Source organism: Pelodictyon phaeoclathratiforme BU-1, assembly GCF_000020645.1.
Taxonomy (GTDB): domain Bacteria; phylum Bacteroidota; class Chlorobiia; order Chlorobiales; family Chlorobiaceae; genus Chlorobium; species Chlorobium phaeoclathratiforme.
Window position 1 is genome coordinate 1567291 of sequence record NC_011060.1, and the last position, 25436, is coordinate 1592726.

A 25436-nucleotide genomic window follows, 5' to 3' on the forward strand; every position below is an offset into this window, starting at 1 on the left:
AAATGCCGGACTTTTCTCCCCACAGGGGATATTTACCACAAGAAAACATCTTTGACTGATGGGACTTATCAATCCTGGCTTCCAGACACTGCCCGAGCTTTTCACTTCGGTTTTTAACCATTACCGGGGACAAAGTTCAAAATTCCCGTTCGCAAGGAAAATCAATGGTGTATATGAACCCATCTCATATAGTGCTTTTGAAAAAGATGTCAACTCATTTGCTGCGTTTCTGAAACAGAACGGCATCAAGGCAAAAGAGCGGGTCGCCATTCTTTCAGAAAACAGGCCTGGATGGTACCTGTCTGATATGGCTATCCTGAACATCGGGGCAATCAATGTGCCGCTCTACCCCTCCCTGCCAGCCAATCAGATTGAATACATCCTTAGTAACTGCAGCGCGAAGGGCATTATTGTCTCAAACATGCTTCAGCTCGGCAAAATCCTTTCGATTTGGCAAAATCTTCCGGAATTGACTCTTGTGGTGGTTATGAACCGCCTCGAAGAGACCATCGAAGATGTTCTCGATCTGAATCAGGCCAAAGCAAGGGGTGAAAAAATTCTTGCAGAAAAACCCTGGTGCCTTGAGGGCGTACCTGTCGAACCTGACGATGTTGCAACGATCATCTATACATCAGGTACAACAGGGCTTCCGAAAGGAGTCATGCTTACGCATCGTAACATTTGTGAAAACGTCAAGTCCTGCTCCTCCATCATGCGTCTTGATGAATCCGACTGCAGCCTCTCTTTCCTGCCACTCTCCCATGCCTATGAACGAACCGGGGGTTATTACCTGATTTTTTCCTGCGGAGCAGCTATTTACCTGGCTGAGAGTATTGAAACGATTTCACTGAACATGAGTGAAGCCCGTCCGACCATCATCTTTACCGTTCCGAGACTGTTCGACCGCATCAAGATGGGCATACTCAAACAGATTTCCTCTCAAAGTGCCATAAAGCAGAAAATATTCTATTGGGCGCTGAAAACGGGGGAAAAGTACCACCAGGAAATCAATGAAAAAGGAGTTGCCGGAAAACTGCTTTCCGCGAAGCACGCCTTAGCAGAAAAACTGGTCTATAAAAAAATCAAAAATAAGTTTGGCGGAAGGTTGCGTTATTTTGTCTCCGGGGGAGCTGCCCTCCCTCAAAAGATCGGTGAATTTTTTCAGGCACTTGATATCAGTATTCTGGAAGGATTTGGCCTTACGGAGACCTCTCCGGTAACCCATGTCAATCGCCCGGAAAAAATCAAGTATGGCACGGTAGGCCCGGCAGTTGAAAACGTTCAGGTTATGATTGCCGAGGATGGCGAAATTCTGCTCAAAGGCCCAAATATCATGAAAGGATACTGGAATGATGAGGCTGCCACCCGGGAGGTTATCAGAGATGGCTGGTTCCATACAGGCGACATCGGAGTGATCGACCGTGACGGTTATCTGAAAATAACCGATCGTAAAAAGCATATCATCGTCACCTCTGGCGGCAAAAATATTGCCCCCATGCCTATCGAAAATCTTATTTCCGATAGCTCTTACGTTGATCAGGTTATTGTGATTGGCGAAAAAAGGCCATTTCTCATAGCCCTTATTGTTCCCGAATTCAATAAACTGAAGGAGTTTGCTGCCGCAGAGGGAATTCAGGCTGCGAGTAACAAAGAGTTGATTGAAAACAAGAGTGTTCAGCAAATTTTTGAAAAATTGCTCCGCACGGTTTCACGACAGCTTGCCACTCATGAAAAGGTACGCAAGTTCCTGCTTGTGGAAACCGCATTCACCATTGAGAGCGGTCATATGACTCCGACGATGAAACTCAAGCGCAAGGAGATCAGTGCAAGGTACGCCTCTGAAATAGACAAGGTTTACAATGCGCTCAATATGGTCTACAACTCAGAATAGGCCAGCAGAGGGGCACCACGATTACATACCTCATTTGCTGAACTGCCGAAAACAGGGGATATCAGTCGAGTTTGACGGGAAAAAATATGAGTCTGCTTCTTTGCATCAAAAGGAGTGAGCTACTTTTACTCTTCCCTGATTCTCAGAACTCTCCCCTGCCCATTCAAACCCTCATCCTCATCAACAAGCCCTTCACGAACGAGTCCGTCGATAATTCCCTGCAAACCCCAGGGACAGTCGCCATATTTTTCTTCAAGTTCTTCAACAAAGAGAGATTCGGAAGCGACAAGCTCTTTCAGCAGTCTGCCGCGATACCAGCGTTTTGAACCCTGGAATTTCGACTGTTTCGTCAATGAACGAATTCCTGTTCTGCGGCTGGTAAGATTGATCGATCCATAATCCATGAGGGCATTATGCCACTCACGGCTTCGACCTTTCGCCAGGAGCAGCTCTGCGACGGATTGGATTTCCCGTTTCGGGGTATCTTCCGACAGGGAAAATTCGTGAATGATGATCCGGCGAATGTTGGTATCGACAGCAGCAACATCAAGATTGTCAGCAAAAACCGGAATAGAGCGGCAGGTATACTCCCCTATGCCCGGAAGGGTTATAAGCTGCTCCGGGCGGGCGGGCACAACCCCATCAAACCGCTCCATGATCACCTTTGCACAGTTCTGAAGCCTCTGGCCGCGTGAGTTGTAACCAAGGCCGCTCCAGAGTATCAGCACCTCCCTGAGGGTTGCAGAAGCAAGAGTCTCTGTATCAGGAAAAGTGTCCATCCAGGCCAGAAATTTTCCCACAACCCGGTCGGCTTGCGTCTGCTGCAACATGATTTCGCTGACCATGACTGCATAACGATCGGTAGTCTCCCTCCAGGGAAAACTTCTTCTGTTCAACTGGTAAAAGTCAAAAATTTGTTGACGGAAGCGTTCGATATTCCGGCTGTTCAAGCTCAACGTCATTCAGAGAAAGAAGTAAAGGGGGAAAAGAGGCGCAGGCAAAGGTATTGTCTGACAACAAAAGCAGATATCCCCTTGAAAGGATTTTGCCATGAAGAATAATTCCACATCAAGCGGGATGCAGCGGGAAAAAAAACTGAAAAGGAAAATCCGGCAAAGCCGCAGCCTGCCGGATTACCAAAAAACAAGCTCAGACCCTCTCTGCCATCTTGCGTTCCTTGACTTTCAGTGCAGCTTTGCCAGTACGTTTGCGGAGGTAGAAGAGTTTTGCTCTTCTTGCCTTGCCATGCTTGACCACCGTAACACTCTCAATGTTGGGTGAATTGACCGGAATAATCCTTTCAACACCAACACCATGAGAAATTTTGCGGACAGTGATGGTCTTGTTGCCTCCAGCACCCCTGTCGCTGATGACAACGCCTTCAAAAGCCTGAAGTCGCTCTTTTTCTCCCTCAATAACCTTCAACTGAATCTTGACGGTATCACCCGGATTGATTTCCGGAAAATCTGTAACAGCCTGGGTGGCTTCAACCAACTTGATTAACTGATCCATGACGACAACTATTTACGTTATTTTGTTCTTTAATTCTAAACACTCTTTATCGAGAAGATCGGGCCGACGCTTGCGTGTTCGCTCAAGAGCATTTTCACTGCGCCACTGCTCGATATTGCTGTGATGACCCGTCAACAGCACTTCAGGCACCTTCATCCCTCTGAATTCTGCCGGACGAGTATAGTAGGTACAATCAAGGAGTTCCGTCTGAAAAGAGTCGGTCAGTGCCGACTCACTGTCACCAAGAACACCTGGAATAACCCTCACGAGCGCATCCATCAAAAAGAGTGCCGGTATCTCCCCGCCTGAAACCACAACATCACCAATGGAAATTTCCATGGTAATCAATTTCTGGCGAATTCTTTCATCAACGGCCTTGTAATGACCACAGAGAATAATAAGGTTGTGCATCCTTGAAAATCTGTTTGCCATAGACTGCTCAAACAGTTCCCCGTCCGGGGAAAGAAAAATCACTTCATCATATTCTCTTTCGGCCTTGAGTGCCTCTATACAGGCAAACACTGGCTCCGGACGAATCACCATGCCAGCACCACCTCCAAAAGGTGAATCATCCACCTGCCTGTACCTGCCCAATCCATAGTCATGCAGGTTATGCACATATATGTCCGCGAGCTCTTTTCTGCGCGCAATGCTCAACAATCCATTATCAAGCGGTGAATCAAAAAAGCCGGGAATGACAGAAATAACATCAATCCTTATGGCATTCCTGAGCTGAGAAGGGGTTTCAGGCACAACCATTTACAGAAATTCCTCAAATCTTGGGATGACCATATACTGCTCACGAAGATTAAACTCTTCAACAAACTCATCTATAGCAGGCAGCAGAATCTTTTTTTCACCAACCAGGACTTCATAAACATCATGTGCCGGCATGGCAAGAACATTGGTAACCGTACCAACCTCACTGCGTGAGCCATCAAGAACCTTCATTCCGATAATCTCATGCAGATATGCCCGGTCAGGGGGCTGCGGCAAAAGCTGCTCTTCGTTGATAAACAATTTCCAGCCAACAAGTGCTTCAGCTTTTTCCATACTGTCAATTCCCTCAAAGAACAACCATGCAAACCCGCCGCCAAGTACGGCTTTCTCGACCACCAACTGCTGAACCGAATCAACACTCTTTCCCGCAAAATACTTTTTGCGGGAAAGAAAACTTTCAGGGAAGTCGGTAATCAACTCCACCTTTACCTCACCCTTCAACCCTTTTGGTTTGAGGATGATACCTGTCAGATAGAGTTCCACACTGACCTCACTGTACATGAGTGATCAGGCCTCTCCACCGGTGGCAGCTTTTGCTTCAGCCTCTTTCTTGGCGCTGCGACGATGTGATTTCAATGCAAGCCTCTTCTGACGTCTTACAGCCTGGTGCTCCTGCCATTTTTCCATCTCTGCTGAAATTTCAGCCTCGCTGCGACCCATGCTTTTAAGCCTGAGTTCATACAGCAGTCCGGTGGTGCGGATAAGGCTGTTCACTGTTGCTGTCGGCTGTGCGCCAGTCTGCATCCAGTAAACGATACGATCTTTTTTAATAGTGACAGCATGAGGTTTTGCTGTTGGCTGATAAGTGCCAACAACTTCAAGGAATTTGCCGTCCCTTGGAGAGCGCGCATCGGCCACGACAATTTGGTATACCGGCAATTTTTTTCTTCCTGCTCTTTTCAGTCTAATCTTTACCAAGGCTCAAATATTTTAGTTAATGTTTACTGGTAACCGTGAATGTGCAATCTATCGTTTTAAAAACTTGTCAAGCGCAAGATTCTGCGAAGTAATTTTTCTGCCGGACTGAGAGAGCTTTGATACCGAACGCATCATCTTCTTCATCTCCCCGAATTGCTTCAACAGAAGGTTGACCTCCTGAACCTTTGTTCCGCTGCCTCGTGCAATACGTTGCCGACGACTGCCGTTAATGATATCGGGAGTCATCTTTTCCTGCTTTGTCATGGAATTGATCATGGCCTCAATTGGTTTGAAGTCAAGATTTTCAAGATCCTGTTTGGGAACCATCTTGTTCAGACCTGGCACCATTTCAATCAATCCCTGAATTGATCCCATTTTCTTGAGCTGCTGCAATTGGTCGAAAAAGTCGTTGAGATCAAACTCGTTCTTCATCAACTTTTTCTGCATCTCAAGACTCTTCTCAAGATCGAGGTTTTCCTGTGCTTTTTCAACAAAACTGACGATATCACCCATTCCCAAAATTCTCTGGGCCATACGATCGGGGTAGAAGAGGTCAAGGTCGTCAACCTTTTCTCCGATGCTGATAAATTTAATCGGCTTTTCAACAACCTGCCGGATGGATAGCGCCGCACCACCCCTTGAGTCGCCATCAAGCTTGGTCAGTACTACGCCGTCAAAATCAAGGCGATCATTAAATGCCTTGGCCGTATTGACCGCTTCCTGGCCCATCATGGAGTCAACAACGAAGAGAAGCTCGTCAGGTTTGAGTGCATGCTTCAAGGACTCAGCCTCTGCCATCATGACTTGATCAATCTGCAAACGACCAGCAGTATCGACAATAACAACATCTTTCGCAGCAGAGCGGGCGGCCTCCAATCCTTGAAGCGCTGCTTTCATGGCATCCTGCTCTTCAATGGCAAAAACAGGGACATCCACCTGCTGACCGAGTGCTTTAAGCTGATCAATTGCCGCAGGACGATAAACATCAGCCGCAACGAGCATCGGCTGTTTGCCGCTCTTTTTTAAACGTAATGCCAGTTTGGCGCAGAAAGTGGTCTTCCCGGAACCCTGCAAACCGGCAACCATGATAACCGCAGGCAGTTTTTTTGGAGAAAGGTTCAAGGGCTTCTGCTCTCCACCCATCAGCTCCGTCAGCTCGTCATAAACGATTTTGACGATCATCTGCGCAGGGGAAACGCTTTTGATGACCTGTTCGCCAAGAGATTTCTCTCTTATATCATCAATTAATTTCTTTGCAACCTTGTAATTGACGTCAGCACCAAGAAGAGCTCGCTTGATATCGCGCATGGCGAGACCAATGTTAATCTCGTTAATGGTGGCCTGACCCGCAAGTTTTTTAAAGGTGGCCTCTAATTTATCACTTAAACTATCGAACATTGGTTCCTGCTTTTTTCAGATAAAGCTTAAAAATGCTTAGCTTTAATTATAACAAAAAATAGCAAAAAATAAAATGATACAATAATAACTTCATTGCCGGGAATGGTTTTTGTTCCTTTATTTTACTGAACACCGACAGAAAACATCACAAAACAAGACGTTATGACAACCAGCCAAATAAAAAGCATCTTACACTCTTTTCGCAGTAAACGAATTGCTGTAATAGGCGACATAATGCTCGACAAGTATATTTTCGGCCATGTTTCACGTATTTCACCGGAATATCCGGTACCGGTTGTCGATGTTACCCACGAAGACTCAAGACTGGGGGGGGCTGCAAATGTTGCGCTCAACACGCTCTCTCTCGGAGCGGAAACCATATTGATCGGTATTACCGGGGCAGACAGTAACAGGGAAATACTCCTTGATCTCTTTCGTAATCATGGGCTTGCAACCGAGGGCTTGATTTGCGATCCTTCCAGACCAACAACAAGCAAAACAAGAATCCTTTCGCAAAACCATCATATCACGAGAGTGGATTTCGAAAGCAGAAAAGAGATTGATGCGGAAATTGAGCGAGCGGTTTTCGGCTCGGTTGAGGCTGTGATCGATTCGGTCGACGCAATCGTTCTGGAAGACTACAACAAGGGGCTCCTCGGAGCACAACTCATTCAAAAGATTATTACTTCCGCGAAGAGCCACAACGTCCCGGTTCTTGTTGATCCAAAACATCAAAACTTCTTCGCATACAAAGGGTGTACGATTTTCAAACCAAACCTTTCGGAAATGGCTGCATCTCTGGGCATCATCCTGCACAATAACGATCGTGAGGTTGAGGATGCCTGCCTCCTGCTTCAGAAAAAACTGGAGGCTGAAGCCATCATCGTGACCAGAAGTGATAAAGGGATGACTGTCTACAATGGGACGTTTACCCATATTGACGCAACATCGCTGGAGGTCGCCGACGTCTCAGGAGCAGGAGACACCGTTATCGGCATACTTGCTCTTGGTACAGCCGCACATATCGACATTGTGACGAATGCTATCATCGCTAATCTTGCTGCCGGAACGGTTTGTCAGGAGGTGGGTGCCGTACCCGTAAACCCGGAAAAACTGCTCAAGGTTTATCAGGAGTATCTTCAACAATAGAGAGATGCTGCTCTATCTCCTTCGGGTAGGGCGGATTATACGAAACATCCATTACAAGGGTTCTCATGTTGTTGAGTGAATAGAACGGTACCTCGAACATTCCGGTATTACTGACCGGAACAGGCACATCATTTCCGGGATCAACATGCATCACGAAAGTAGTGTGTACTGTTCCATGGTCGGTCGGAGTAAAAACCCACATCCCGGTCGAATGGCGTACGCGGTGATATTTGGGATTATCTGGCAGATAATCCGGTTCTCCCTTCATGGTAACCCCGATAGCATTTTCTCCTGCGGATACAAGGCCGGTACGCAGAATCATCTCCCGCTTCTGTAACGGCCAGGGAGTATTGATGATTTGACGGATAACATATTCGACACCATCGGTTTGTTCAAGAACATCCATACTCGAAAGCTGATGAACCCAACGACTGTAGTTCCCCATATCGTGAAAAAGGCTGATCAGCTTTTTCAATGAAGTTGGCATATCAGCCTCTCCCTTAAAACCGTGGATATCGGAACCACTTACCCTGGAAGAAAATATTTTGATCCCTTTATGTTCAACACGGAACGCCCACTTTCCATGAAGAATTGACTCAACATCCATACACTCACAATTAAATAATGATTGGCAGACTGCAAGAAATCCTCAACAGATCATACGGTTATAAACTTTTCATAGTTCTGGATAACATCTTTTGATGATTTTTTAAACGGAGCATCAACCGGAACCTTGTATTTCTCTCTCTTGACCATTTCCCGCAAATTGATCATCGTGTGGTAGGGTGTGTCGATAACCGCGATATTGGCAAGCCATGATGGAATCTCGCCACCGGGTTCGATATGAAGACGAAAAACAACCCTGCACTGGTTCTCTGAAAGAGGCACAATGTTCCATGCGCCCTCAAGTTCAGGAACACGGACATATTTATCGTTTCTGGGAAGATAGTCTGCCATACACTCCAGTTTGATAAATACTTCAGAGGTCTCAGGATCCATATACCCCATTGAGCGGGTTATGATTTCACGGTCAGAAACAGGCCATGGAGCGCTGACAAGCTGATAGACAACTCGGCCCTCATCTTCCGACAACTCCTGCAACAACCGCATTTCCCTTGTTTTCCAGACCCATTCAGGAGCAACCTCAATATCATACAAAAGACTCAGGACGGAATGCTGGGGAGCATCAATGACCGCAATAGCAACAAAAGAGAGAAAGTCAGAGGTAGGAACAGGACAAGTAAATATTTTCAACCAGTCATTTTTCAGCCGTAACGTACAGGCAGCGTTATTGATTTTTTCAAGTATCGACATAATGGAAAATGTGTTAACGGTTAAAAAAACAGAATCAAACCAACTTCTACCTGACCACCTGTGACGGCTGGGCGGCTGGCACAGTCACGGCTATCTTGACAACAGGATCAGCACTCTGCACCAGAAACCTGATCTGGCCTTCAGCTCCAAAAAGCTGATGAGCTATCCTCGACTTCACTGCACGCTCAATCTCTTTTCTTTCCCTGATAAAACCAGACCGGTCAAATGCGATTTTTTTTGCCTTGCAGCTCGTAATAACAAGAGACTCAAAACGGTTCTCCCCGGCATATTCTGCGATAAAGCGATCAAGCGAGGAACGATACCCCTGAGCAGCGCTCTGCGGATCGTCGAGAAGCCTTCGTGCAATATCATCAAAAGAGCCAGACTGGAACAGTCGCTGATAAAAATCGGAATAGGAGCTGGCTGTCACCCAATAATCAGGAATAACACCACCCGCATCCCTCAACGCTGCCAACCTGCCATTCCCCTTTTCCTTGCCGCCTGAAAGAGATGCCACCAATGAGGGCAGGGAAGAGGTTTTGTAGACAACAACATCGCCATTTTTTAGATACAACAAACTGTCGGGGTGTGCAAAGAGTTTCTGGGGAAGAATGTTTGTCATTGCATCCTCATAATAACGTTCACGTCCTGCCGAGCCCTTGTGATAAACCCTCTGAATCTGACGACCTGAAGGAGTATAATACCTTGAGACTGTCAAACGAAGAGCTGAGCCGTCAGAAAATGGAATCTGGCGCTGCACCAACCCTTTTCCGAAAGAGAGTTCACCGACGACGACGGCTCTTTTATTGTCCTGTAATGCTCCGGCAAGAATTTCAGAGGCCGAGGCGCTTCCTTTGTCGACCAGCACAATCAGATCCCCTTTTTCATAACCACCGCCAGACTTGGCAAGATAACGCTCCTCCTCCGCACCTCCGGCACGACTTTTTGTAAAAACAATCAACTTACCCTGTGACAGAAATTCATCAGCAACCTCAACCGCCTGTTCAAGAAATCCGCCAGGATTTCCGCGTAAATCAATCACAAGCCGCACCATCCCCTGCTGTTTCAAAGAGAGCAGTGCACTTCGAAATTCATCGGCTGTCGTTGCAATGAAACGGCTCACTCTAATATATCCAACCCGATTGCCAATCATAAACGCAGCATCGATACTTGATGTCGATATTTTACCCCTGGCCACAAGAAAATCCAATAACTTCCCGCTGAGAGGCCTGAGCACTTTTAAATGCACCTTCGTACCCCTGGTTCCTCTCAATTTTTTTAACACCTGCTGCGGAGTAATGCCGATTGCCGAAACAGAGTCAATGGCAATAATACGGTCTCCCGAAGAAATGCCCACCGAAGCACTCGGCCCCCCTGAAAGTGGAGTGACGACAAGCAGCGTATCATTGATCACGTCAAACTCTATACCGATACCGTCGAAATTACCATCGAATTCTGCCTGCGAATAGGAAACCTTTTCCGGCTCAAGGTAAACGGTATGAGGATCCAGATACTCAGCCATCCCCTGAATACCCGCACCCGCAAGACTGTCACCATTGACATCATCAACATAAAACTGTTTCATCAAGCCGTAAGCCTCAAGAATTTTTTTCTGCTTTTCAAATCGGTTCTCTCCACCTCCATTAAGCCTGACACCAAGATAAAAACCGAAAGCAAGCACAAAAAGCATCATAACGATGATCAATATTCGGGACATAGGGGATTGGTTTATTGCCAGAAAAAACATTCGCGATCATCTCCTGCATCGCAGTTTACCGATCATGAATCAAAATCACAAAAAAACATTGAGCAAGCAACAAACAGCTTCTCTCAAGAAGAACAAAACAGCAGAATAACAAAGACCTAAATCAGAATAACAAACATAAACTATTATCAATAAAGAAGATAAATAACAGAAAAAAAAGATAAAACGAAAAAATATAATCAAGACAAATACAGATTACTAACAAGAAAATTAACCCGATTTATCGATAAAATTTAATTCAAAAGACGAACGAATAGAACGAATATTACAAACAGAAAAACCTGATAAAACGAAATAGATCATATTATTAATAATCGTATAGGAAAAATAATAACAAAACCATAATTCTGATAAAATAAAAAATCTCTGCAGAATGAAAAAATTGATATAATATAGTAAAGTATGCTATATGCAAAAGTATTTAAAGTATTTCAATAAAAGAACTTATATTGATTATAGTAAAAATATTATTAATATATTTAGAAAAAATTAACAAGTTTCAATAAAAAAATTTATATACCTTCTAAAGAAAATGCATATACAGTTATTTTAATATTTTATATTAATAAACCACAGTGATAATGAGTAATAAATCTATTTTCACTGTGGTTTTTTTTCTGGATATAAACTTAAGAAATTTGAGGTATACAGGCTGATAAAGCAGATTTATTAAGTTGTAATCAATAGATATAACTCTCTATATTATTGCATTTTATGGTGAGATATTATAATAATGATGCCGTATTATATTCAACAATAAGTTCAAGTTCAAGACTTGAATTCAGGGGCAATTCTGCAACACCTACCGCGCTTCTTGTATGACCACCCTTCTCTCCAAAAATCTCATGAAGTAATGAAGAAGCTCCGTTGGCAATGAGATGCTGGCTGGAAAAATTGTTTTTGCTGGCCACGTAAAGCGTGAGTTTTATAATCTGCTCAATACGGTCAAGCGTTCCGGTCACGGACTTAACCGCCGCGAGTGCATTGATCAGAGCAACCCTGGCGGCATAAACAGCTTCCTCTTTTCTCTCCTCATCAATCTTGCCCTTTCCCCCCGGCTCAATGAGTTTGCCATCAAAAAGAGGAAGTTGACCCGAAGTATAGACAAGATTGCCACTGCGCATCGCGGGCGAATAGAGACCAGCGACTGAGGCGGACTGAGGCAGCAAAAAGCCGGCCTTGATGATTTTTTCTTCGATGATACCCATAACAATAACGGTTTGAGAGGTTTTAATGACTGTTGTTACACACTTTTCGATCAGCAATTGCGTCAGGAAAACAGAGAGTAATAAAAGATATCAGGAAAATGAGCAAAAAGCTGAACAGGAGTTGTTGCGATTATGGTCAGAATTATTTATTGTCCATCACAACTCAAAGTATTTTAATAAGATGAAACACAATCGAAAAAAAGAGACTCCCCTTCCCCGCCTTCACCTCATCAGCAGTGGCAAGGAGAGTTCTGATACCAGCACACCTCTCCTGAATCAGCTCAGTCTCCTGCCCGGCTCTTTTCCCTGTATGGTTCAAATCCGCGAAAAACAGCTCAATGCAAAAGAGCTTTTGAATCTGGCACTGAAAGCCCGGGCAATCAAAGCTCCCGAAGGCACTCTTTTACTGATAAATGAACGTGCCGATATTGCCCTTGCTGCAGGACTTGATGGAGTGCATCTGCCGGAAAGTGGCTGTTCAGCCAGCAAACTTCGTCCTTTTACACCCGGCATGATCTATGGCTATAGTGTGCATTCTGCATCAGCTCTGCGCATGGCTGAAGAGTCCGGAGCTGATTACCTGCTTTTCGGTCCCGTATTCGACACACCCTCAAAAAGGAGATATGGGGCTCCTCAGGGTCTCGAAAAACTTGGCGCACTTTGCCGGAGCACCTCACTTCCGGTCTTTGCTCTTGGTGGCATATCACCCATGAATGCCAGGTTCTGCATGGACAAAGGCGCTTACGGAATAGCGGGCATCTCGCTCTTTCAAGAGCGTTCCCGACTTGCTGAAATCATCGAACAATTATATCTCCACTTGCATCCATGATTCCCTCTCCACCATTTCTCTGTGTTATAACCGATGAGGCGTTATGCCCCGTAACTCTTGCAGAACAAGCCCTCAAAGGGGGGGCTGCCATGATACAGTTGAGACATAAAACGGCATCAGGCAGCCAACTTTTCTCATGGGCTGTTGAAATAAGCAAACGCTGCCATCAATACCATGCACTCTGCATTATCAATGACCGTGTGGACATTGCCCTTGCAAGCAGCGCTGACGGTGTTCACCTCGGACAGCAGGACATGCCAGCCAGTACAGCCCGTAAACTGCTTGGAAAAATGGCCATTATCGGGGTTTCTGCATCTTCACCGGACGAGGCACGCCTGGCTGAACAAGAGGGGGCGGACTATATCGGATTTGGTCACATCTATCCAACCGCTTCAAAAGTGAAGGAATTTTCTCCAGTGGGAGTTGAAGCTCTTCGTAAAACAGCAGCCATTGTTTCCCTGCCCATTATTGCGATAGGAGGCATCACGATTGAAAACTCGGCTTCGCTCATCTCCTGCGGAGCATCCGGGGTTGCGGTCATTTCGGCAGTCAGCAAGGCTAACGATCCCTCCAAAGCAGCACATGAACTCCTTTGCGCAATACAGGGGAGAGAAGCATGAGAACATCCTATAAGACCATACTCACTCTTGCAGGCTCTGACGGTAGCGGTGGCGCTGGCATCCAGGCAGATATCAAGACGTTTGCTGCCCTTGAGTGCTATGGTTTATCGGTCATAACCGCTCTGACAGCCCAAAACACAATGGGGGTACATGCGATATACCCCGTCTCGGAAGCATGCGTTGCCACACAGTTCAGAGCTATTGCCTCAGATATTGCGATTGATGCCGTAAAAATAGGAATGCTGGGAAGTGCTGAGATGATAACGGTCGTTGCCTCATTGCTCAAAGAGCTGAAAGGAAAACCACCCATCATTCTTGACACCGTTCTTGGCTCTTCCGGAGGCGCCCCCCTTCTTCCTCCGGATGCGCTCCCCATTCTGAAGGCAAAGCTCTTCCCTCTCTCATCACTGATTACACCAAACCTGCCAGAAACTGCCCTGCTGACGGATATGAAGCTTCCTCTCTCAACTCCGGAATCTATTGAGGCGGCGGCAATGAAGCTGCAGCAAGCAGGAGCGGCTTCGGTTCTCATCAAGGGGGGGCATGGAGAGGAGGAGCATTGCAGCGACTGCCTTCTCCATAACAATCGTTTTTTCTGGTTCAGCTCAAAAAAAATCCTGACCAACAACACCCATGGCACCGGATGTACCCTCTCATCAGCCATTGCCGCATTCATGGCCAGAGGAGAAACAACAGAGAATGCCGTGGGAAAAGCAAAAGCCTATCTCAATAATGCCCTGCAGGCAGGGGCCGACTACCATTTTGGCAGTGGAAGCGGCCCCCTGCACCATCTTTACAGACTCTGGAGATAAATCAGGAAACTCCCCTCGGTGGCCGACCTATGGAGTAATAGGTAAAGCCTGACTGCTCCATAAATTCAGGACTGTAGATATTTCTTCCGTCAAAAACAACCGGATGCGCAAGATCTCGTTTGATCATCTCAAAATCGGGACTGCGGAACACAAGCCACTCCGTGAGTACAACAAGAGCATCTGAACCTTTTATGGCTTCTTCCGGGTTTGAGGCATAAAAAATATCGTCATGTTCGCCATATATCCTTCTAACCTCATCCATGGCAACCGGATCATAAACCCTTACCCTGGCGCCATCACTCAGAAGCTCTTCAATAACCCTGCGGCTGGGAGCTTCACGCATATCATCGGTATTCGGCTTAAAAGCGAGTCCCCAGATAGCGAAAACAGAGCCCTTGATACCATCAGTGAAATGGCCCCTTATCTTTCTGACAATACTGCTTTTCTGGTCATGATTAACCGCCTCGACAGCCTGAAGAATCCGTGAATGATACCCATGCTTGTGTGCTGTTCTTTCAAGCGCCTGCACATCCTTGGGAAAACAGGAACCGCCATAACCAATCCCTGGGTAAATAAATGAGAACCCGATCCTCGAATCAGAACCGATACCTTTCCTTACTGCTTCCACGTCAGCACCGACCCGCTCGGCGATGTTGGCAATCTCATTCATGAAACTGATTTTTGTTGCAAGCATGGCGTTGGCCGCGTATTTGGTCAATTCGGCAGAACGGACATCCATAGCAATAAAACGCTCATGACTGCGATTGAACGGAGAGTAGAGAAAACGAAGAAGCTCCCGGGTGCGAGGATTATCGACACCAACAACAATCCGTTCAGGTTTCATGAAATCATTGACGGCATCACCCTCTTTGAGAAACTCGGGATTTGAGACTACATCGTAATCAATATCCACATTTCTTTCCACAAGAACCGAACCTATTTTTTCCCGCACAAGGTCGGCTGTACCAACCGGCACTGTCGATTTATTGATGACAATCCTGTACTCTTGCATGTAGGTGCCAATGCTTTCAGCAACACTGAGAACATGTCGCAAATCAGCCGAACCATCCTCATCAGGAGGAGTACCTACCGCAATGAACTGGTAAAGTCCAAACTCAACACCTTCACGAAGATCCGTCGTAAAACGCAAACGACCTTCCTTGATGTTTTCAGCAACGATTTCATCAAGACCGGGCTCATGGATAGGAATCTTGCCCGAATTGAGAGCATCAATCTTCCGCTGGTCAATATCGACACAGAGAACATCATTACCGACTTCCGCAAAACAGGCTCCGGTAACAAGCCCGACATAACCTGATCCAAATATGGTTATTTTCATAAAAATGCAAACATGATTAAAAGGTACAGTAGTATCTCGTCACTCCTCAATGACAATCACAAGACAGCGTGATTTTTGCCAGAAAGCGCTCTCATCACGAACAAGAAGCAGTGATGAAGTCTTCCCCCCGACAAGTTCATAAGAACCGACGGTATGAGGTGTTATAATTTTCAGTTTTTTGAGCGGCTTGTCAAAAAAGAGATCTCTTGTTTCTGTGATATCAACCTTTTTGAACAGCCTGATATTAAAGTCGGAAGCAAGCCGATACTCACTGCCGAACAACTTCTCAAGTGGATTGATACGAACCAGGACCCCTTTGGTCACAAGTTCATCAAAGGTACCGGAAATATAATAGGCTGTGTAGAGCTGAACCTCCTGATCCTGAATAAACTCGTCAAGGACATCGACGGTTGTCAGCAATGATGAAATCTGCTTGTCCAACTTCTGCACATGGCCCTTGAGCGCATTGACCTCCCTGTCCTTGGCGTTTATTGCAAGTTTCAACTCGGAAACAAGCCGATCAAGAGAATCGACACGATAGGATGACGAACGGTTCTCCTCTTCGAGTTTCCGGATAAGCTTTTTACTTGCAACCAGCGAAGAATCGATAAACCGGATACTGGCCGCGATATCCTTGCCAATTTCCTCCACAGTTGCAGTGTCCCGACCCTCAATTCCGGAAGAAAGGCGTTCAACAACAGCCTCTTTCTGCTGAATCCGGCCAAGATTCTTCTGAACCTGGGCAAGAATAGCCATCATTGATTCGACATGCTCCTGCCGCGGATCCTGCTTTTGCTTTTCCTGATTGCATGACGACAGAATCAAGATGAAGACAAAAAAAACAATCCCGGCAACCCTGATCCGGCTATCCCTTACAGCCATTGAATCCATTGTTCAACCCCTTCTTTTGTTCCATACCATCTGGTATGCGGTGTTGGAAGATGTTCTGCATCTGCAATAGTAACATTTTCAGCACCTTCAAGAAAACAGCTTTTTGCAGGAACAATGCCGTCCCCCTTTACATTGCCATCTTCCTGAACGCTTTGATAAAACTTATAGCACATTTTTTCGACAAAACTTCCCTGATGGTTTCCATGATACTTATCACTGACGACAGATACAACACGACAACGCTCAAAAAAATCCTTTTGCAGATGCCGGAAAATAAAATCGGTCTTTATCTTGGCATAATACTCATGCGTATGGAACGGCGTTCCAAGGGTAACCAGCTTTCCGACTTGATTTCCGGTACGATAAACATCACCCTGAAAAGATTTTTCAAGCAGGTAGATCATCGCAACCGTACCCCCGCCGCTATGAGCCACAAGTGTCACCGGCTCATCGGGAAATTTCCTTTTCATAGCCCTGACAGCCCGGTCAACGGCCTTCATCACCCCATTCGTTGATTTTTCGGGTGATGGAGGAAATCCTATCCAGTCAAGAAGATTTACCGGAGCAACAACAACTCTCTCTTTGGAAATATACCCAGCAAGCACCTCTTTCATGGTGTCATAGAGGCTATCCCAGAAAAGCACACCGGGAATGATCACTACAGGGTTTTGCGATACGTCCTTCATGATAGTTCAGATGGTTGATGTACTGCCGACATGTTCATTATGCAACACTCTCTTTCAAGCCCATTTTTTCAATACCTCAACAAGCAGGCTGACGCCAAAACCTGTTCCGCCGTTCACCTTGCCTGCACTCTTCGATGCAAACGATGGCCCGGCTATATCAATATGTGCCCAATTTTTATGCCCATCAATGAATTTCTCAAGAAATTTGGCTGCAGTAATCGTCCCGGCACCTCGTCCTCCAGTATTGTTAACATCGGCAACATCCGACTTTATCTGCTCAGCATAAAGATCCCAGAGCGGCAAACGCCAAACCTTTTCACCCGACTGCTGACCTGCCTGATAAATTGCATCCGCCAGCTTGTCGTCGTTGCTGAAAAAACCGGCCACAGCATAACCAAGAGCTACAATACAGGCGCCAGTCAGCGTTGCAACATCAATAATCACATCCGGTTTATACTTCTCTTTCCCGTAGGAGAGTGCGTCAGCAAGGATCAGCCGGCCTTCAGCATCAGTATTGCCAACCTCCACCGTAATACCTGAATAGGTGGTGATGACATCTCCTGGCTGTTGTGCCGTACCACTCGGCATATTGTCGGTAGCCGGAATCAACCCGATAAGGTGCAGGGGAAGGCGGAGACGGGCTGCAGCCTCAACCGCTCCCAACACACTGGCCGCACCTGCCATATCAGACTTCATCTCACCCATGTTTTCGGATGGTTTGATCGAAATGCCGCCGGAATCAAAGGTAACCCCCTTCCCGACAAGGGCAACAACGGCCTTGACCTCTCCTTTGGGCTTGTAGTCAAGAATCGTAAACGTCGGAGGATGATGACTGCCCTTATTTACGGCAAGCAGGCCACCCATACCAAGAGCCTCTATCTCCTTTTTTTCAAAGACAGTTACATCATAGCCATATTTTTTGCCAGACTCCGCTGCCGCTTCCGCAATATCCGTTGCATGCAGATAGTTCCCTGGCAGATTCACCATATCCCTGACCATTTTCTGGCACGAACCAAGAATCTCTCCCTCGGCAACACCCTTCTCACTCTCCTCAAAGGCGCTATCCTCAACACTCAGAAGAAGCTCGTCAATCCCTTTCGACTTCTCGCCAGCCTCCTTTTTATCGAGTTTACCACTTTTCAGACGATCAAACCGATATGAGCCCGCAAAACAGCCCTCAACAAAAGCGGCAGCAAGCGTTGATACACTCTGCCCCGTCACAACTGCGAGCGCTGCAATACCCGAACAATCAACAGCAATTTTTCCAATCTTCATATCCACAGCTCTGGAGGACAAAGAAACTGCGGCCTTACGCCAGTCATCAAGGGTTACCTTCTCTCCAAGCCCGAGCAGTGCAATCCTGACGGCTGAACACTTTTCAGCTTCTCCATAGACAACAACAAGCTCGCCTGCATCTCCCTTGAAATCTTTCAAAACCTGCTGATCAATCCCCAACGCAGAAAGCCTCTCTCCGGCCTCTTTTTTCAGCTCACCACTGCTGAACGGCAATGCAAGAAACTCGCACTCCAAACTGGCAAGATCACTTTTTGTTACTGATAATTTCATAGCTCAACCAATCGATATTAACAATATGACATTTAATCTATCTGATTTTTAAGGAACAGTCGCAGATCTTCAAGCAATACCATCTGAGCCTTGTCAGAAGAGAACTGAAAAAGACATCCTGCGGCATTCATATGGCCACCGCCCCCATATTTTTTTGCAAACTGATTGACATAGATCCTGCCCCGCGACCTGAAACTCGCCTTGGTTCTGCCATCCTGCATCTCAACAATCAGCACCGCAACACGAACCGAAGGAACACTGAGAAGATAACGAATGATCAGATCGGTATCGAACAATTTGCTTCCGGTAGCCTTGATCATATCCTGCGAAATAAATAACCACGAAATATCACCATCATCAAGAATGGTGATCGCACTCAGGGCAGCGCCAAGCAGTTTAAGCGCCGAGGTCGTCAACGAATTGTAGATTCGGTCATAAATTTCCGAAGCATCAGCCCCCTTGCTCACAAGATCTCCGGCAAGCTGATAAACATAGGGAGTCGTTTTGGGAAACCTGAAAGAGCCCGTATCCGTCATGACAGCAACATAGAGCGCTTCGGCAACTTCCGGGGTAAACAGCTCACGACCCAATCGCTCCTGGAGCGCATAAATCAAACCATAAACGAGTTCACCAGTCGATGATGCATAACTTTCACACACCATGACATCGGTAAAATCATCCGGTTCGAGATGATGATCAACACAGACGATTTTCAGTGCGCCAAGCTCTTTGGCAAAACTGACATGAGGCCAGAGCGAGCCCATCCTGTCATGCAGATTGGCATCAAGCAGCACAACAACATCACAGAGCGAAAGCTCCTGAATAGCCTCTTCGCTCTTCTTGTCAAAAAGGGTTATGGGATAGAGCTTCTTTAAAAACTGGTAATTCGGAGGGACTTCCGTTGGATTGACGATAGCAACCTCTTTGCCCATCGCCTTCAGCACCCTTGCAAGTGCAACCTCACTGCCAAGACCGTCACCATCAGAGTTTTCATGAGTTGTAAGAACAAAATGCTGACCTTCAAGCAGCGCATCGATGACCGGAGACCATTCCTCGGCACTAAGCGTCCGACCATACTGTGGTACTATCATTAGTTGGTTGTAATTTTAAAAAAAATCAGCGCTCACTCCGAGCTTTTCTCCCCGTTGACTGTCCGTTCCGTGTACGCGGGGAACGTTCACAAAGATAAAAGATAAAAAGAGAAAACAGGGAGAATATTTTTTTTGTTCCCGCCCCTCTCCAATATGCATGTTATACGTCTCCCAGGCATTCGGTACAAAACGGCCTACTGCAACCGTGTTCTCAAGAAAAAAATGCCCTGTACAAAAAACACCAGCGGGCTCAGTTTATCAGCGCTGATCTGCGTTTGCTCGATATCCGGAATTTTATCTTCATTGGAGGAGGGATGAACGGCGCCAGAGGTATGCTTTATAAAACTCCTTTCCGGTAAATTGCGCGAAGAAGCTTATTTTGTATGCATAATTCTCAGGATGAACTACCTTCCCCTGTAAAGGAAAGGCAAAGACACCTGCTGTCCGCACTTTTTTTACCTGAGCCACCGCTGGTGGTTCCGGAACATCCTGATCAATCACCTTTTTTTATCTATAAATAATATCTCTTTCGATGAGCGAGCAACAGCAAAATATAACGGATCTGACCCTCACAGAACTCCAGCAGGCATTGAGTTTGCTTGGGGAACCAGCATTCAGGGCTACCCAGATACATCAATGGCTTTTCAGCCACCATGCAGCAAGTTTTGAGGAGATGACCATCCTGAGTCTCGCTTTGCGCAAAAAGCTTTCTGAAAGTTTTTCAATTCACCCGTTAAAGCGCGTTGAGCATCAGGAGTGCTTTGAAGAGGATTGCGAAAGTCCGACAGAAAAAATTCTGCTGGAACTGCAGGACAAAAGCAGGGTGGAAAGCGTCCTGATTGCAACGGAGAACCGAAGAACTGCCTGTGTTTCGTCACAGATTGGTTGCCCGCTGCAATGCCCCTTCTGTGCAACAGGACAAATGGGGTTCCGGCGTAATCTCACTGCTGGTGAAATTACTGGTCAAATCTACGCGCTTAACGAACTGGTCGGCGCAAAAGAGCCCGGCAAAAGCCTCACCAACATTGTCTTTATGGGAATGGGTGAACCGCTGTTGAACACTGGTAACGTTATAGAGGCTATCGAAACCCTCAGCACGAGAAATTACCGTTTTTGCCTGTCACAGAAACGAATAACCATTTCAACAGTTGGAGTAATCCCGGAAATCCAGCGACTTGGAAAATCGGGAATGAAAACAAAACTTGCAGTCTCGCTTCATGCTGCCGATCAACAGAAACGGGAATCACTCATGCCCATTGCTTCCCGGCAATACCCGCTCAAAGAACTGGGAACGGCACTGTCTGAATACACTCAGTCAACAGGAATGCCCGTCACCATTGTCTATCTGCTCCTCAAAGGGATCAACGACTCTCTGGATGATGCAAAAATGCTCGCACGATTTTCAAAAACCTTTTTATGCAAAATAAATTTGATTGATTACAATTCAATCATTAATATTAAATTCAAGCCTGTTTACAGTGCAACCCGAGACATGTTCCAGCAATACCTTATTAATTCAGGACTGCATGTCACGATCAGAAAAAGTTACGGCACAACCATTAATGCGGCATGCGGCCAACTGGCAACAGCCAGCATGCAGAACCCGCAATAATCTCTAACCGTCTTAAGAATCATGGAGTTGATCGATTTTATTCCTTTCAGAAGTGAATTTACCAAAGCATATCATGGCCTTACCACCAATGCAACGCACACCTCGGAAAAGCCTGTTTTCAGTGAATTAAGAGTACGTCGGTACGACAAACCTATCGACGAAATCTCGGAGTTTATTCTCAATAAAATTGAGCGCTGGATCGGCTGGAACCTGATTAGCGAAAAAACAACCGTCGGCGGCATGACTGCCATTCGTGCTGATGTGAGCTCGTTTATCCTCTTCGGCATGAAAATCAACGTTACCTTCGGACTGCTTGAGGAGAAGGATATCAATGGTCACCCCATCACTACAGTAAATGCCAAGGCTGAAACCAATATCGAGTCGAGGGGAGACCTTGGCGAAAGTCGCAGGGCTATCAGGATGATACTTGGTGCAATGGATTTCGAATACAGAACAGAGTTGATTACCGAAGAGGACTACCAATATCGCTCTCTGGATACGAAAGGATCTGCAGCAGCTTCGCAGCAGATTTTTAATGATGCGCAATTGCAACAGCACAAACCCTCTCCTGGCAATGCCAAAGCCACAACAATTGAATTCAAAAAAAAACCTGCTATACAGACAATCCAGCTCAAGCCTGCCGCTAAACATGATGAAACCACTCTTACCGCCTCACCGCTTTCACTTTCAGGCGATGAAATGCTGAATGAATCAGCAGCAAGCGCCCCCCCAGAGAGTGTGACCGCTGAGGAAACAAGGCCGCAAAAGCCAAAAATCATGATTGTTACAACAAAAAAAACCCTATAAGCACAAGTTTGATGAGAATTATTCTACTGGGAGCACCAGGGGTCGGCAAAGGAACGCAGTCAAACTATATTTCAAAAACCTTCGGCATACCTCAGATATCGACTGGCGACATGTTGCGTTCAGCGGTAAAAGCTGGAACGCCTCTTGGTGTCGCTGCAAAAAAAGTAATGGACAGTGGTCAACTCGTCTCAGATGAAATTATTATTGCTCTCGTCAAAGAGCGCCTGACAAAGAGTGACTGTTCCAATGGATGCCTTTTCGATGGGTTTCCGCGCACACTTACCCAGGCTGAAGCGTTGAGAAAAGATGGTATCCACATCGACTATATTGTTGAAATCGATGTTGAGGATAAAGAGATTATCGAGCGAATGAGTGGTCGTCGTGTACACCTTGCTTCCGGAAGAACCTACCATGTGAGCTTCAATCCACCAAAAACAGTGGATATTGACGATGAAACCGGAGAACCCCTGACCCAAAGAGAGGACGATCGGGAAGAGACCGTAAAAAAACGGCTTGAAATCTATCACGCTCAAACCGAACCGCTGATCGCTTACTACCTTGATTTGTCACACAACGGTGATCTTGACGCTCCCACCTACTTCAAAATTGAAGGGAAAGGAAAGGTAGAGGATATCCGCGACAGGATTCTTGAGGCGCTTATGGTCTGAAAAATCAACCAATCAAAGAGTCCGAAATTAAAAAAGTCAGTATCGAAGTTACTGGCTTTTTTTAATTCACCATCATGCAAGTACTGACAGGCGCAGACAAATTATTCCAGGGAGAACCTTTTGTTGCTACCGTTTCCGATTCTCTGAAACAGGACATCCTGCCCGGATGTATGGTTCTGCTTTCAGCAAAAAAGGGAAACGGACGAGTTGCGATCGGCTACATTCTGGCTCTCATGCCCTTCGAAAGTGAAGAGGTGCCCACCATTGAGATCCTGGACGTACTCCATGGCGGACGTCCAGTCCTGAACCCGGCTCTGATGCAACTTACCGAATGGATGGCCGATTATTATCTCACAAGAAGAATCGACACCCTGATGGCCGCCCTGCCCGCAGCAGTCCGTACAACGGTTCATGATGTCGTTGAAATCAAACATTTTACGCTTAATGCCGAAGCGCCAAAAGTCATCAATACGGCACTTCGGCGTGCCATCATGCAATTGATGATTCGGGAAAAACGACTTACTGTTCATCAACTGCAGCAGCGCATCGGCAGGAAACAACTTTATCGCACCCTTTCAGAACTTGAGCGGGGCGGGCACCTGCAGCTCACAAAAAGGTTTTCATCCACAAAAGCCAAACAAAAGAGCTGTTATCGGCTGAGTCTATCCTTACCGGAAAACGCAGAAGAGAGCCTGAAAAACTCCCCGAAACAGCTTGAAGCCATCAAAATTCTGGCCTCTTTCGGCAACACCTTTGCTTTTGCAGAAACCATTGGCAGCTCAAGGGAGACGCTCAATGCCCTTGTAAAAAAAGGGTTTGTTGAAAAATCACAAATGGCTGTCACAAGCCACTTCACGACAGGCTTTTCGGAAACTCCACAATCCACAAAAACACCAACGGCTTCACAGCAAAAAGCTCTTGAGCAACTGACTCATGCTGTTACCCAGGAGGAATACAAGACCTTCCTGCTTCACGGAGTGACCGGAAGCGGAAAAACCCTGATCTATATCGAACTGCTGAAAAAAGTTCTTGCAGCAGGAAAAACGGCTATTGTGCTGGTACCTGAAATAGCCCTGACCCCCCAGACTGCAGGCCGATTTCGTGAACATTTTCATGATGACATCACCATTCTGCACAGCGCCATGAGCAACCAGGAAAAATATGATGCCTGGCATAGTCTTCGCCTCGGAAAAACAAAAATTGCCCTTGGCGCCCGCTCAACCATCTTCGCTCCACTTGAAAACCTCGGAGCAATCATTGTTGACGAAGAGCATGACAGCGCATACAAGCAGGATCGTAATCCCCGCTACCATGCTCGCGATACAGCAATCATGAGGGCAATGTTCAGCAAGGCGATCTGCGTACTCGGATCAGCGACACCCTCGTTCGAATCCTATAACAACGCAGTCAAGGGCAAGTACACCCTTATCAATCTCCCGGAACGAGTTGATGGAGCAACCATGCCCGCCATCACGCTTGTCTGGATGAAAGGCAGTCCCAAAGCTTCAGCATCCATTTCAGAACTCCTTTACAGTCAGATTGCACTTCGTCTTGAAAAAAATGAACAGGTCATTCTTCTGCAAAACAGAAGAGGATTTGCCGGCAGCATCTTCTGTCTTGCCTGTGGTCATATCCCTCTTTGCCCCTTCTGCAATATCCCACTGGTCTACCATGCGACCCCGAAACAGCTTCGCTGCCACTATTGCGGTCACGCCATTCACTTCACGGAATCGTGCATGAAGTGTTCATCGTCTAATCTGTTTTATAAAAGCAGTGGCACCGAACGCATTGAAGAAGAGCTGCAAACCCTCTTCCCTGAAGAAAAAATTCTCCGCATGGATGTCGACACCACCTCCGCAAAAGGCTCTCATGGCAGAATTCTTAAAGAATTTCACGACCGCAAAGCCCGTATTCTGCTGGGTACGCAAATGGTTGCAAAAGGGCTTGATTTTCCGGCAGTCACTCTTGTCGGGGTTCTGATGGCTGATATCGGACTGAATATTCCGGACTTTCGGGCTTCAGAGAGGACATTTTCCCTGCTCACCCAGGTGGCCGGACGTGCAGGACGCTCTTCCCTGCCGGGTGAAGTCTATTTCCAGGTTTATAACATGGAAAACGATGTTTTTACCGCTCTTTTGCAGAAAGAGAGGAGCTATGAAAAGTTTTTTCTGCAGGAAAGCGCTCTAAGAAAGGAGCTTCACTACCCTCCTGCATCCCGACTCATAAAATTCGAATGCAGTGCAGAAGAAGAAAATCAGGCTGAAGCGGCGGCGCTCTATTGCAAAAAAAGTCTTGAATTGCAACTACCAGCAGAAAAAGGTAGGGTTCTTGGGCCGGCACCTGCCGGTATTGCAAAAATAAGAGGCCGGTATCGCTACCATATCCTCGTCAAACTCTTCGACGGCAAACTCTCACCACCATTCATCAAGCAGATGAGCGACGACATCATCGCCCGCTTCCGCTCCTCAGGAGTGCTGTTCAGTATTGATGTCGATCCCCAGAATCTCATGTAGCAACCAGCTTGTTTGAGATCCCATTCTGATGTGGTTACCTTGAGCGGCTCTTCACCTCTGTACGGTA

Annotated in this window: 24 protein-coding genes; 9 read left to right on the forward strand and 15 right to left on the reverse strand. The window is 46.4% G+C overall.

Translation table 11 applies throughout. From position 1 onward, the window contains the following. The first annotated feature begins 58 nt into the window (after positions 1–58). The gene (locus PPHA_RS07370; RefSeq protein ID WP_012508225.1) at positions 59–1891 is read left to right on the forward strand and encodes an AMP-dependent synthetase/ligase; all 1833 of its coding nucleotides are present in this window, start codon (positions 59–61) and stop codon (positions 1889–1891) included. Positions 1892–2016: 125 nt separating this feature from the next. Here PPHA_RS07370 and PPHA_RS07375 read toward each other — a convergent pair whose 3' ends face one another. The 6 genes from PPHA_RS07375 to ffh form a co-directional block, all read right to left on the reverse strand. Continuing rightward, complete coding sequence (locus tag PPHA_RS07375) at positions 2017–2853, reverse strand: HhH-GPD family protein (protein WP_012508226.1); 837 nt, start codon at positions 2851–2853, stop codon at positions 2017–2019. A 187-nt stretch (positions 2854–3040) separates the two neighbouring features. Continuing rightward, on the reverse strand, positions 3041–3403 hold the full coding sequence (rplS, locus tag PPHA_RS07385; RefSeq protein ID WP_012508227.1) for a 50S ribosomal protein L19: 363 nt from the start codon (positions 3401–3403) through the stop codon (positions 3041–3043). Between the two features lie 12 nt (positions 3404–3415). Further along, entirely contained in the window at positions 3416–4162 is a 747-nt protein-coding gene (trmD, locus tag PPHA_RS07390; protein WP_012508228.1) for a tRNA (guanosine(37)-N1)-methyltransferase TrmD, read from the reverse strand. Further along, entirely contained in the window at positions 4163–4684 is a 522-nt protein-coding gene (gene rimM, locus PPHA_RS07395; protein ID WP_012508229.1) for a ribosome maturation factor RimM, read from the reverse strand. Between the two features lie 6 nt (positions 4685–4690). Beyond that, the gene (gene rpsP, locus PPHA_RS07400) at positions 4691–5101 is read right to left on the reverse strand and encodes a 30S ribosomal protein S16 (protein ID WP_012508230.1); all 411 of its coding nucleotides are present in this window, start codon (positions 5099–5101) and stop codon (positions 4691–4693) included. 48 nt (positions 5102–5149) lie between these two features. Beyond that, complete coding sequence (gene ffh / locus PPHA_RS07405; RefSeq protein WP_012508231.1) at positions 5150–6499, reverse strand: signal recognition particle protein; 1350 nt, start codon at positions 6497–6499, stop codon at positions 5150–5152. A gap of 162 nt (positions 6500–6661) precedes the next feature. On the opposite strand from ffh, the gene rfaE1 reads away from it, so the two are divergent. Next, positions 6662–7648 carry a D-glycero-beta-D-manno-heptose-7-phosphate kinase gene (gene rfaE1 / locus PPHA_RS07410; protein ID WP_012508232.1) on the forward strand — a complete coding sequence of 329 codons (987 nt, stop codon included), beginning with the start codon at positions 6662–6664 and terminating at the stop codon, positions 7646–7648. Here the strand turns inward: rfaE1 and PPHA_RS07415 are convergent. The 4 genes from PPHA_RS07415 to PPHA_RS07430 form a co-directional block, all read right to left on the reverse strand. Next, positions 7617–8255: an START domain-containing protein gene (locus PPHA_RS07415; RefSeq protein WP_012508233.1), complete on the reverse strand. Its 639-nt coding sequence runs from the start codon at positions 8253–8255 to the stop codon at positions 7617–7619. The genes rfaE1 and PPHA_RS07415 overlap by 32 nt on opposite strands. 50 nt (positions 8256–8305) lie before the next feature. Then, a complete protein-coding gene (locus PPHA_RS07420; protein ID WP_012508234.1) occupies positions 8306–8962 on the reverse strand; it encodes an START domain-containing protein in 657 nt (218 codons plus the stop codon). Between the two features lie 46 nt (positions 8963–9008). Continuing rightward, on the reverse strand, positions 9009–10679 hold the full coding sequence (locus PPHA_RS07425; RefSeq protein ID WP_012508235.1) for a S41 family peptidase: 1671 nt from the start codon (positions 10677–10679) through the stop codon (positions 9009–9011). A 773-nt stretch (positions 10680–11452) separates the two neighbouring features. Continuing rightward, entirely contained in the window at positions 11453–11935 is a 483-nt protein-coding gene (locus tag PPHA_RS07430; protein WP_012508236.1) for a RidA family protein, read from the reverse strand. 181 nt (positions 11936–12116) lie between these two features. Between PPHA_RS07430 and PPHA_RS07435 the strand changes: the two genes are divergently transcribed. The 3 genes from PPHA_RS07435 to thiD are packed head-to-tail and all read left to right on the forward strand — an operon-like array spanning position 12117 to position 14196. Further along, a complete protein-coding gene (locus tag PPHA_RS07435; RefSeq protein WP_012508237.1) occupies positions 12117–12764 on the forward strand; it encodes a thiamine phosphate synthase in 648 nt (215 codons plus the stop codon). Then, entirely contained in the window at positions 12761–13384 is a 624-nt protein-coding gene (gene thiE / locus PPHA_RS07440) for a thiamine phosphate synthase (protein ID WP_012508238.1), read from the forward strand. The genes PPHA_RS07435 and thiE overlap by 4 nt, the downstream gene beginning before the upstream one ends. Beyond that, the gene (gene thiD / locus PPHA_RS07445; protein ID WP_012508239.1) at positions 13381–14196 is read left to right on the forward strand and encodes a bifunctional hydroxymethylpyrimidine kinase/phosphomethylpyrimidine kinase; all 816 of its coding nucleotides are present in this window, start codon (positions 13381–13383) and stop codon (positions 14194–14196) included. The genes thiE and thiD overlap by 4 nt, the downstream gene beginning before the upstream one ends. Before the next feature lies 1 nt (position 14197). On the opposite strand, the gene PPHA_RS07450 is transcribed toward thiD, so the two are convergent. From PPHA_RS07450 to PPHA_RS07470, 5 genes are read right to left on the reverse strand one after another with little or no spacing between them, the layout of a single operon-like run. After that, the gene (locus PPHA_RS07450) at positions 14198–15535 is read right to left on the reverse strand and encodes a UDP-glucose dehydrogenase family protein (RefSeq protein WP_012508240.1); all 1338 of its coding nucleotides are present in this window, start codon (positions 15533–15535) and stop codon (positions 14198–14200) included. A gap of 39 nt (positions 15536–15574) precedes the next feature. Further along, positions 15575–16426 (reverse strand): biogenesis of lysosome-related organelles complex 1 subunit 2, encoded by an 852-nt coding sequence (locus PPHA_RS07455; protein ID WP_012508241.1) that lies wholly within the window; start codon positions 16424–16426, stop codon positions 15575–15577. Next, a complete protein-coding gene (locus PPHA_RS07460; protein ID WP_012508242.1) occupies positions 16408–17112 on the reverse strand; it encodes an esterase/lipase family protein in 705 nt (234 codons plus the stop codon). The genes PPHA_RS07455 and PPHA_RS07460 overlap by 19 nt, the downstream gene beginning before the upstream one ends. Before the next feature lie 54 nt (positions 17113–17166). Then, a complete protein-coding gene (locus PPHA_RS07465) occupies positions 17167–18678 on the reverse strand; it encodes a leucyl aminopeptidase (RefSeq protein ID WP_012508243.1) in 1512 nt (503 codons plus the stop codon). Positions 18679–18710: 32 nt separating this feature from the next. Next, a complete protein-coding gene (locus PPHA_RS07470) occupies positions 18711–19769 on the reverse strand; it encodes a DHH family phosphoesterase (protein WP_012508244.1) in 1059 nt (352 codons plus the stop codon). 532 nt (positions 19770–20301) lie between these two features. Between PPHA_RS07470 and rlmN the strand changes: the two genes are divergently transcribed. From rlmN to priA, 4 genes are all read left to right on the forward strand, one after another. Beyond that, positions 20302–21381 (forward strand): 23S rRNA (adenine(2503)-C(2))-methyltransferase RlmN, encoded by a 1080-nt coding sequence (gene rlmN, locus PPHA_RS07480; RefSeq protein ID WP_012508246.1) that lies wholly within the window; start codon positions 20302–20304, stop codon positions 21379–21381. A 21-nt stretch (positions 21382–21402) separates the two neighbouring features. After that, positions 21403–22188: a hypothetical protein gene (locus tag PPHA_RS07485; protein ID WP_012508247.1), complete on the forward strand. Its 786-nt coding sequence runs from the start codon at positions 21403–21405 to the stop codon at positions 22186–22188. A gap of 11 nt (positions 22189–22199) precedes the next feature. Continuing rightward, entirely contained in the window at positions 22200–22856 is a 657-nt protein-coding gene (adk, locus tag PPHA_RS07490; RefSeq protein ID WP_012508248.1) for an adenylate kinase, read from the forward strand. A gap of 74 nt (positions 22857–22930) precedes the next feature. After that, positions 22931–25369, forward strand: coding sequence for a replication restart helicase PriA (priA, locus tag PPHA_RS07495; protein WP_012508249.1), 2439 nt, complete (start codon positions 22931–22933; stop codon positions 25367–25369). Positions 25370–25436 lie beyond the last annotated feature (67 nt).